This window comes from Pedobacter cryoconitis (assembly GCF_003259615.1).
Classification (GTDB): Bacteria; Bacteroidota; Bacteroidia; order Sphingobacteriales; family Sphingobacteriaceae; genus Pedobacter; species Pedobacter cryoconitis.
This window is the reverse complement of record NZ_QLLR01000056.1, coordinates 1-8272: the sequence shown is the minus strand read 5'-3', so window position 1 is coordinate 8272 and position 8272 is coordinate 1. Positions and strand designations below refer to the sequence as shown.

The following is an 8272-nucleotide window of genomic DNA, read 5'->3' as shown; positions in this document are numbered from 1 at the left end:
CACATTCGCTTTATCCAAGGATTTCTCTAATTGCCTGATTCTAGCCTGAAGAGCTTTGGAATCTTTAACTTTGGGATCCATAGGTAATAAAGATACAGCTCCTTTTTCTAATTTTTTCTTATAAATACTTACCCAATTGGTGAGCATATGGACACTGGGTAAATGGTGCATTTTTGCAACAGCTTTGGCAGGTAGATTCTGATAAACTACCATAATAACTAGCTTTTCTCTAAAGGTTTTGGAGTAAGTTTTTGGCTCCGTTTCTAGTGCTTTCATTTGAGTCAATTAACTCAAAACTGTAAACCTATATCCGTATAAGACCCTAAAGCTTTAAAAATGACAAAAGAAAATGGACTTTCAAATCCAAAACAAACTAAAACCAGCAGATCTTAAAATGAGAAAATTAAGCTCAAAGTTGTACAGGAAATAACAACAGGGCTTTTAACCCATAGAGCAGCTGCAAAGAGTAAGTAATCAATCGCAAAACCGTTAGTGATTGGGTTACCACGCAGTCTCATAATAACCTGAGGCCGATGGAGATAGCCAAAACTGCTATGATTGATATCAAAGAAGATTCCAAAGTAAGGATATTAGCTAAACAAGTAATGGACCTTTCTAAGGAGTTAGAAAAAGCCAAATTAAGATTAGTGGACTCCAGACAATCATTGAAGTAAGTGAGGAAGACCTGCATATAAAAATAATAAAAAAGCCTGGTGCCAAACAGTCAAAAGATTAAGGCAGAAACACCCAAATCAAGGTTTGGGTAATCTCTGTGCACTGTTTGGTGTTACACGACAAGCTTATTACGAAGCAATAAACCACGCTGATAAAACCTCCATAGCTCACATGATTGTATTGACAATCATCAAAGAAACCAGAAGTGATATGCCGCTATTGGGTACCAGAAAAGCATTATTTCTTTTAAGTCCAGAATTTCTGAAGCATGGTATAAAAATGGGTAGAGATCAACTTTTTGATTTACTCCGGTTTCATGGGTTGTTAATTCGATGCAGAAAACGCATGGTTCAAACTACTAATTCAAATCATTGGTTAAAAAGGTATCCAAATTTAATTAAACAGATGTGTATAACAGATCCTGAGCAATTATGGGTTAGCGATATCACCTACATTAGAACTCTTCAGGGATTTAGTTATTTGAGTTTAATTACAGATGCTTATTCAAGAAAGATAGTTGGTTATTCTCTTCATCCAACACTGGAAGCGACTGGTTGTATAAAGGCCTTAAAAATGGCGATCTCAAGCAGGAAACATGAATTGCCATTTTGCCTCGTACATCATTCAGACAGGGGAATTCAGTACTGTTGTGCCGATTATGTGGAGATATTGAAGGAGGAAGGTATATCAATTAGTATGACTCAAAGTGGTAGCCCATATGATAATGCTTTGGCAGAACGTGTTAATGGCATTATAAAGGATGAGTTCTATCCTAAAAGAGTTTATCAAAACCATAAAGAAGCAGAAAAAGCATTATCTAGAATCATCAAAATTTATAATTCAAAACGGCCCATAGCAGTGTTAATTATCTCACCCCAGATCAAGCCCACAATGAAATGGGGATTCTGAAAATGAAATGGAAACACTACAGCCGATTCAAGAAGCCAGAGCCAATTAAACAATTAACTTAAACCGTCTGAAATCAAAATATTGCATAACTGATTTAGCTTTCTTATAATTGTAAGGAAGAAACAGGACTAACAGAATCTGGTGTAAAGAACATCAAGGACTAACAGTAATCACCTGTAAGGTTTTTTCAGGACGAGAACTGAGTTAATATCCAACATGATTAATAAAAGACTGTGTTCATTCAATAGAGCGGAAATTTCACGCAGAAAATGATCTGGATCATTGTCATCATCAACACTTAAATCAATAAGCGATTTTTTTGCGGATTGGCCAATTTCATTGTCAGGAAGAATAGAATATATCTCATTAATAAAGGAAAAAAAACCTTCCAATCCATTTCGACTAGTTTTTTTCTTCGTTGAAGACCATTTGTAAGCTTACAAACTCCATAGATATTTTTACAGTTAAAATCATATAACAAAATATAGAAAATTAAATTTCTCTATGTATCCAGATTAATATCATCCCAAGATAGCTTTTCATCGACAACCCATTCTAATGCTTTTCTCCGCTCCAAAACAACGGATTTATTAAGGTTATCTACTGTTGTCATTTTTAATTCAGCTCTGTGACGGCTTAGCCAATGTAGATTATAATAATAATCTAATTCTAATTGTAATTCATCTACACTCCTTAATTTACACCGCTCAAAAAAACTTTCTATAGTTTGCTCTGGAGGAAACAATTCCAAATAAGATTCAAGATCAGCTTCCTTATCAGGCTCCGACATATGAGGAACAATAGATAAACACCATAAAAGCACATACAAAGATTCTTGGTACCAAGAAAACTTTATTTCGCTTTTCTCGTCCAATTTCGATCCGCTAAGAGATTGTTTTTCATAAACACTCAGACTTTCTTTGAAATGCTCATAGAGCCATTCTTTTATATCCTGCATATCCTCAGGATATATGCTTATTGATTTTAATGCAAATAAAATCATACTTCTAATACTTACTTCACGATCAGAGCGGATATTCGTATTATCTAAAAATGGCAAATTTTCAGCTTTTGGAAGATTGTTTTCAGATAATCTAATATCGGTTTTTTGTCTTATAAGGGTTGACATTTTCGTAATTTTTAAGTTTATTATTTTTTCCAATTCTTCTTAAATCCACCACCTTTTTGTCCATCATTTACTGTTTTCTTTAAATGATCTTCCTTTGTTTTGAGGTCAATTTGATTTTTATTATTGTTGTTATGATCCCATTCTAGATTTTCAGGGTTCTTTCGCGTTGCGGTTTTATTTCCATCTTTGGTAGACAATTCAGTCTTTTCAAAAGCATTTGGGTCATATTTTTCAATTTTAGACCGAAGAATAGGATCTTCTTTCATTGCTTCATTTAATTGTTTATTAGCCGCATTTCTATGACCAGACCTAGTGACTGATTTACTCTTATCTAAGTCGGCCGACCAAATCACATCTTCTTCTGCCTGAATTAGAATCATTTTTTTGGCAGACTTGACTTCTCCAACCTTAAAAATCCCCTTCACCTTATTCATTAAACTCTCCAGTTTAACAGCTCCACGCAATTTAGCAATTGCTGCGGTAATTTCTGTAAAACGTTCCGCACCCAATGCCATTTTTGCCCCTGCCATTGTCCCCTTAGCAACTACCCCGGCCCCCTTACTTCCCAATACAGCTTCAAAAACCATTTCAGCTGTTTGTCCTGCAAGCTCAGAACGTTCTGCATTAGTACCATTAACTACCTTCTCATCCCACGTTTGAGTTATAGCAGTCCCTATAGCATCATGCGTCTGGTTTAAATCAGTGCCAAAAGTTTCATCAAAAGCCTTTAATCTTTTTTCAGGGGTCATTGGCAGCACCATAGGCCCACCATAACCTACAATAGCAACACCTGCCATCTTGCCCATACCCTTCCAGGTATCAGCTTTCCAAATATCATCCGTAAAGAAATTTAAAGTCCCTTTTAGTCCTTTCCTGAAACCCCGGCCAACACCCTGACTAATATCATCACTCCCAAAGAACTTATTAGCCACCATACCAACCGGGCCAAGAAGCGCATTCCCTATTGCATCATCTAACCACGGAATTCCATCTACCCTGCTTTTTTTATCGTCCGCTAAAGCAGCCTCCGCATCCTTCTTCGTTAAAAATATTTTGATGCTCCCGCCTTTCTGGCATTTACAATAAGAAGTAGAAAGCAAAGGGGCTTTTCCCAATACCTTTTGTGCTCCACCATGTACGCCTTTCCATTCTGGAGCTACAGGTATACACGGGCTATTGTTGATGGAACAAACTCCGAAACATGGAATATTTACTAAAGGCACATTATCGGCCTCTGTGGCTATCGGTAAACCATATATATTATGTTTTTTAGGTGTGGCAACCAATTGCATTGGCACTGCACCCTTATCGCAGTTCAGGAATGAATTATGCGGAATATAAAGATCATCTTTAGCCATGAGATTCCTCCTTATCTTCTATCGCCTGTATAACCACAGCTTCTTCCTTATACCAGCCATCAGCGATTATGGTTTCCAGATAACTGTCTGCGTAAACCAGGGAAGTTGCGTTTGATCTGATATCCTGTTTTAACTGATAATGTTCAGCAAAGTCCAATGCCAGGTTAGTATCGAGATCAGGCTTACCTGTAACCTGGCCTAAATATTCCTGCAGCCCCTGTTGCCTGTACATCTCTTCATCCAGCCCACCAGTACGAACCCAGGTATTCAGCTCATTACTTAACAAAGGCGGTTTATTCAGCCAACATCCTTTAATGGGCAAAATGGCCTCATTCCCGAAATAACCAGAAATAATATAAGGTTCAGGAATATTGATTACATTTTGTTGTACTGGCTGTCCTTGTTGTAAATTGGCAAGATGTAAAACATTCATCAATTGCTTAAATACTGGATTAAGAGGTAAGATCTGTTGTATGAAACTATGCTCTGCCAAATTATAAGAAAAGAAACGGGAAAGACCATCTGCTTGTTTAGCATCCTTTACATGGGTGGCTATATCCAGTAACTTTTGCTTTAACACCATATTCTGGCTGATTGGGTATAACTCCTTTTCCATGATCTGCCCATTCGCATCAATAAAACATTCTATTCGCTTTACACAACTAAAGAATAAATAAGTTTCTGGTAAACAGGGTAAAGACCAGTCATAGTCAATGTTACTAAATAGAATGCTCCATCGCTGGATATTACCACTATAAAAATTTATCCCTATAGCTACCTCACCCGTTATTTTATGATTGAGAAAGCTGTCACCTAGGAAATGTTTATGTGTGTAAACAAAACTATATCGCTGTTTACAAGAACCATTTACGGGTGGAAATGCCTCCGTTTCCAATTCTGCTTCACTTTTACCAAAGCCTAAAAGATCATTTAGCCAACTCATATTAATTGGAATTAATGATTTTAGAAGACAGGTTGATTTCGTCTATCCCATCTATATCAATAGCTTTTCCATAAACAGAGGTTTTTCCTTCCTTAATATCTCCCAAGTCAACGATTTTTGCCGTAGCCTCTAACTTATCTTCACCAATTACAGTGATCGTTTTAGCATTGAAATCTAAAGTTTCTGTTATCGGAGGTACAGGATTAGCCTTTTGATTAGCCATTTCCTCTTCCGTAGGTGCAGGTGCCCCCTCTTCTGGCGGAGCGGGTGGAACAAGATTGCCTATCGTTATTTTCGGCGACTGCACATTGATGCTTTCAGTCCCATTGATATTTATATTTTTACCGGTGATTGAAATTTCTCCCAGATGGCTCATGGTGATGATACTATCGCCTGTTTGAATAGTTACTTTGTTTTTTGCCATGGTCGTGATCATTCCTGAGCCATTCCTGATTTTCACAAAATTTGCCGCACTTGTTCCTAAAAATAAACCATGCGCCAAATCGTCAAACGATAACGCGCTCCCTTTCCTTGATGTCAGTCCTTTAGTATTGCTATTTTTAAATCCTTTACTATCACCACTTTTACCATGATATACGCTTCCCAATACTACCGGTCTGGCAATATTCCCTTCTTCAAAAGAAATCATGACCTGGTCTCCTTTTTCCGGGATCACATGGAAACCTCTGTTCACACCAGTTTCACCCGTACCTGCATTTGGGCTCATTACCCGCAGCCATTCTGTTGGATCGTTAGTTTGACAAGCCCACTTAAATTTAACCTTTACACGCCCCTGCCCTTGCGGATCATCATTATCAAGTACATCTGCTAACTGCATGTCAGGATTTGGGCGTTGATAATTTTCGACAGCTATTCGTTCGGTTGTCGAAACTAAACCTTCAAACTTATTCGTATAATGGCCTCTTTCATCAATGGTATGCTCTAAAGAAGTGATTAGAAATTGACCAAGACTTTCAGTAGCAAAAGTGATCCCCTGTTTTAAGCTCATCGTTATTTCTACAATTGATCCTAATGCCACCTGCGGATTATCACCTGAGCCTGTTATTTTTAATAACTTACTGATGCTTGCCTTCTCTTCATTATCTACCTGATTTTTAATATCACTGCCATTATCCACTCTGACAGATGAGGGCTGATTAAAGGTCTTGCTATAGATCTTGTTAGAAGCATTTATAGCGTGAACCAGGTCTGATCTTCCATTGGCCTGCCCTGTGCTCTCACTTTGAAGCATTTCATCTTGCCTTGGGTTGTAAGCAAACCGTTTATTCTTAATCGGCGCAACCTCCATTCCATATTGCAGGCTGTGTACGTCTCTTCCATAAAACAAGGAAACTTCCTTTTGCTGATCAGGTTTACCGAAGTTAAGGTTCACGCCATCATAGAAAAACCATTCATAGTATTCACCACTTAGCCGGTTCAGAAACTCAAAGTCACTCTCTCTGTATTGGATTACATAATCTATTGGAGCTTTACGACTCGCATTCGCTACAATACGCAAATCATTGGCTGGTGTATCGTGAGTAGCTAAAGAAACAATATCATTTAGTGATTTAGCCAGGTAAGATCCCAGATCGGGCCCTCTGTCGATCAATATCGTTGGACTATAGCCGCTCACTATTAAAATACCATGATAGCCGTTACTTTGTGTAAGTTCTACTTTTGTAACTATTCCAGCAAAGTTTTGCGGAGTCTCTGTCAGATATCCAATTGAAGCGGTTAAAGTTTCTCCCACAAAATCCCGGCTATCATCTAAAGTGATTAAACCAGGCAATCCAAGCTGATCATGGTTAAATCTAAGCTCAAAATAATGGTGCGCATTAAATTTCTGTTTAAGCGAGAATGAGGTGAAATGCGAGATGGCTTTATCACCAATATGTATTTCCTTTATGAGATTGATTTCCATGATATTAGGATTTAGTATCAATAATACATCCCCTAATTGCTTGTAATAAAGTTTATTACGTGAATTGGCGTTATTCAGTGGCAAACATAGCTATAGCCGAGGTTTTAATTGTTCAGTTTCTTTCCCTAACGATGAGGGCATTAAAAAATCAATATATATCCTTAATGGAAGCGGCTAAGAAGTGGACAATGCAAATTCATAGCTGTCCTGTGATTACAAACCTTATCGCGTGCGGATGAAAAAATCCGCCTTATCCTTCGCAAAATAAAAAGACTCAAGTGCGAGAAGATGTTAAAGAGACCTTTTATGGAGGACTGAACTTCAAATAGAGCAAGTTCTGCAAAAAAAATAGTGATTAATAGACGGTTAGATTGTTTTAAGGCTCGATCTGATAGCCCTGGTTATTTTGAGAAAACAACTTTAATACAAAGATGTTATAGGATGAAAAACTTCTAATTATGGATAACAAACAGAAAACAGGAAGAGTGATTTATACACATATCCAGATTAAGTTAGACCTATGAAGATTGCAACCTATAATATTAATGGCATCAATGGACGCTTGCCTGTTTTATTGCAGTGGTTAAAAATTGCTTCACCCGATGTAGTTTGTCTTCAAGAACTGAAATCGCCAGACGAAAAATTTCCACAACAAACACTTCTTGAAGCTGGCTATCATTCGATTTGGCATGGCGAAAAAAGCTGGAACGGTGTTGCGATCCTTTCCCGGTATGGAGAAATTAAAGAAACACGCAGAGGACTAGATGGTGATCCCGAGGATTTACATAGCCGCTATATTGAAGCTTTCATTAATGGGGTTGTGATTGGTTGTTTATATTTGCCTAATGGGAATCCCTATCCTGGGCCGAAGTTTGACTATAAACTCAAATGGATCAAACGGTTTTCAAAACATGCAAAGAAGCTCCAAAGTTTTGATTTACCAGTTGCCCTTATCGGTGATTATAATATTATTCCCACTGACCTGGATACTTACAAGCCTGTTTATACCAGTTGAATTATGTACCAGGATTCCGGTTGAAAAGTGTACCAGTTAGCGAGGCTCAAATGTAAGATATTAAGTTCAATACTGGCAGCACATTGCTGCTCAGCTTAGTAGTTTTTTCTTTTAGGTATTGGCCGATATCTCAACTGCTTTGTTAACGTTTTTGGATCCCATCATGCTCTTAGTTTCTTTCATCCGATAGGATTTTCCATTCATATTTACCAGGAAAGATTTGTGGGTAAGCCTATCCAGTAGTGCTGCTGTTAACACTGTGTCCATACCGAAGATCTCATGCCATTTATCGAAGGATTTATTAGAAGTAATGATCGTG

8 protein-coding genes and 1 pseudogene are annotated in these 8272 nt (G+C 37.7%); 3 read left to right on the top strand and 6 right to left on the bottom strand.

Annotated elements, in window-relative coordinates; translation table 11 throughout:
• The coding region (locus tag LY11_RS26080) for a hypothetical protein (RefSeq protein ID WP_211321664.1) at positions 1-276 on the bottom strand (276 nt) is incomplete at its 3' end.
• Between the two features lie 257 nt (positions 277-533).
• Here LY11_RS26080 and LY11_RS26835 point away from each other — a divergent pair.
• Positions 534-674: a hypothetical protein gene (locus tag LY11_RS26835; protein ID WP_170132788.1), complete on the top strand. Its 141-nt coding sequence runs from the start codon at positions 534-536 to the stop codon at positions 672-674.
• Positions 675-714: 40 nt separating this feature from the next.
• Positions 715-1584: pseudogene (locus LY11_RS26075) on the top strand (IS3 family transposase); the annotation flags it as partial.
• Between the two features lie 502 nt (positions 1585-2086).
• Here the strand turns inward: LY11_RS26075 and LY11_RS26070 are convergent.
• The 4 genes from LY11_RS26070 to LY11_RS26055 are packed head-to-tail and all read right to left on the bottom strand — an operon-like array spanning position 2087 to position 6938.
• On the bottom strand, positions 2087-2713 hold the full coding sequence (locus tag LY11_RS26070; RefSeq protein ID WP_146610940.1) for a DUF4272 domain-containing protein: 627 nt from the start codon (positions 2711-2713) through the stop codon (positions 2087-2089).
• A 20-nt stretch (positions 2714-2733) separates the two neighbouring features.
• On the bottom strand, positions 2734-4071 hold the full coding sequence (locus tag LY11_RS26065; protein WP_111636508.1) for a DUF4280 domain-containing protein: 1338 nt from the start codon (positions 4069-4071) through the stop codon (positions 2734-2736).
• Complete coding sequence (locus tag LY11_RS26060; protein WP_111636507.1) at positions 4064-5014, bottom strand: hypothetical protein; 951 nt, start codon at positions 5012-5014, stop codon at positions 4064-4066. Before LY11_RS26060 ends, LY11_RS26065 begins: the two co-directional genes overlap by 8 nt.
• 1 nt (position 5015) lies before the next feature.
• Positions 5016-6938: a type VI secretion system Vgr family protein gene (locus tag LY11_RS26055; RefSeq protein ID WP_111636506.1), complete on the bottom strand. Its 1923-nt coding sequence runs from the start codon at positions 6936-6938 to the stop codon at positions 5016-5018.
• Between the two features lie 520 nt (positions 6939-7458).
• On the opposite strand from LY11_RS26055, the gene LY11_RS26050 reads away from it, so the two are divergent.
• Positions 7459-7953, top strand: coding sequence for an exodeoxyribonuclease III (locus tag LY11_RS26050; protein ID WP_317048018.1), 495 nt, complete (start codon positions 7459-7461; stop codon positions 7951-7953).
• Between the two features lie 111 nt (positions 7954-8064).
• Here the strand turns inward: LY11_RS26050 and LY11_RS26045 are convergent.
• Positions 8065-8272, bottom strand: a 208-nt coding sequence (locus LY11_RS26045) for an ATP-binding protein (RefSeq protein WP_170132787.1), incomplete at its 5' end; no start/stop codon positions are given.